1 protein-coding gene is annotated in these 1,290 nt (G+C 67.5%); it reads left to right on the forward strand.

Annotated elements, in window-relative coordinates:
- Positions 1–297: 297 nt before the first annotated feature.
- Positions 298–1,290: IS110 family transposase (locus tag G6038_RS30705; RefSeq protein ID WP_165042685.1), on the forward strand; the 993-nt coding region annotated here is incomplete at its 3' end.

Here is a 1,290-nt window from a genome sequence, read left to right on the forward strand (position 1 = left end):
CTCGCCTGACTGTGAGGATGGATTCACCACCAACCGCGTGAATGCCGGCACGTTCGGCAGCTGCCGGTGGTGGGCTGAAGTCGATGGACTGCGTGCGTGACTCTTCGCCTGACTGGCTTCGTGCCTTTCCCGGGACTTGTCCGCTCGTGGTCCGTCGGCCCCGGCCCGGTGGAGCGACTGGCCTGATCAGGAGCTTGACCGGTGGTGTTCACAGCACCGCCGTGTCCCGTCACAGTCCTGCCGAGACTCCCATCCGGACCGGACCCTTCGTCCCAACCGGAGCCAGTGGAGGAACGCATGACCATTCTGACTGACATCGTCGACGTCGTCATCGGAGTCGACACCCACGTCGACACCCATACCGCCGCGGCGGTCGCCGCCGGCACCGGCGCTGTTCTCGGCCAGATCACCGTGACGACCACTGTCGATGGCTACCAGGATCTGGTGGACTTCGCCGACGAGCACAGCGCATTGCGAGTGTGGGCGATCGAGGGCACCGGCGGACACGGTGCCGGCTTGGCCCGACTGCTCGAACGCCGTGAGGAACTCGTCGTCGAACTCGACCGGCCCGAGCGCGCCCAGCGTCGCCACGGCGCCAAGTCCGACCCTCTCGACGCGGTGCGTGCGGCACGGGAAGCATTGTCCCGCAAGGATGTCGGCACGCCACGATCAGGTGGTGACCGTCAAGCACTATCGGTACTGCTGGTTGCGCGCCGGTCCGCCGTCGACGCCTCGACGGTCGCCCAACGCCAGCTGTTCAGCCTCGTCATCGCCGCCCCCGAGGTACTGCGCGACACGCTTCGCGGACACAAACTACCCGAGATGATCCGTCGGGCCGCCACCGTGCGCCTACGCAAGGACTGGGACACCGAAACCACCACCACGGCGACCGTGTTGAAGACACTCGCCCGTCGTGCCCGCACCCTGCAGGCCGAAGCGGACGACCTCGAAAAGCAGCTCCTGGTCATCGTGCGGCGGTGGCGGCCGGACCTGCTCGCCCAACTCGGCGTCGGGCCGATCGTGGCCGCCACCATTCTGTGCGCATGGTCGCACCCCGGCCGTATCCGGTCCGAAGCGGCGTTCGCGATGCTCGCCGGCGTCGCGCCGATTCCGGCGAACAGTGGTCAGGTCACCACCCGTTATCGGCTGAACCGGCACGGCGACCGGCAGCTCAACCGGGCCCTGCACACCGTCGTGCTGTCCCGGCAACGATACGACGACGCGACCAAGGCATACACCGCCCGACGAACCGCCGAAGGAAAGACGTCCCGCGAGACCAAACGCTGCCTC

It is taken from the genome of Rhodococcus sp. 14C212 (assembly GCF_011058195.1).
Taxonomy (GTDB): domain Bacteria; phylum Actinomycetota; class Actinomycetes; order Mycobacteriales; family Mycobacteriaceae; genus Rhodococcus; species Rhodococcus aetherivorans.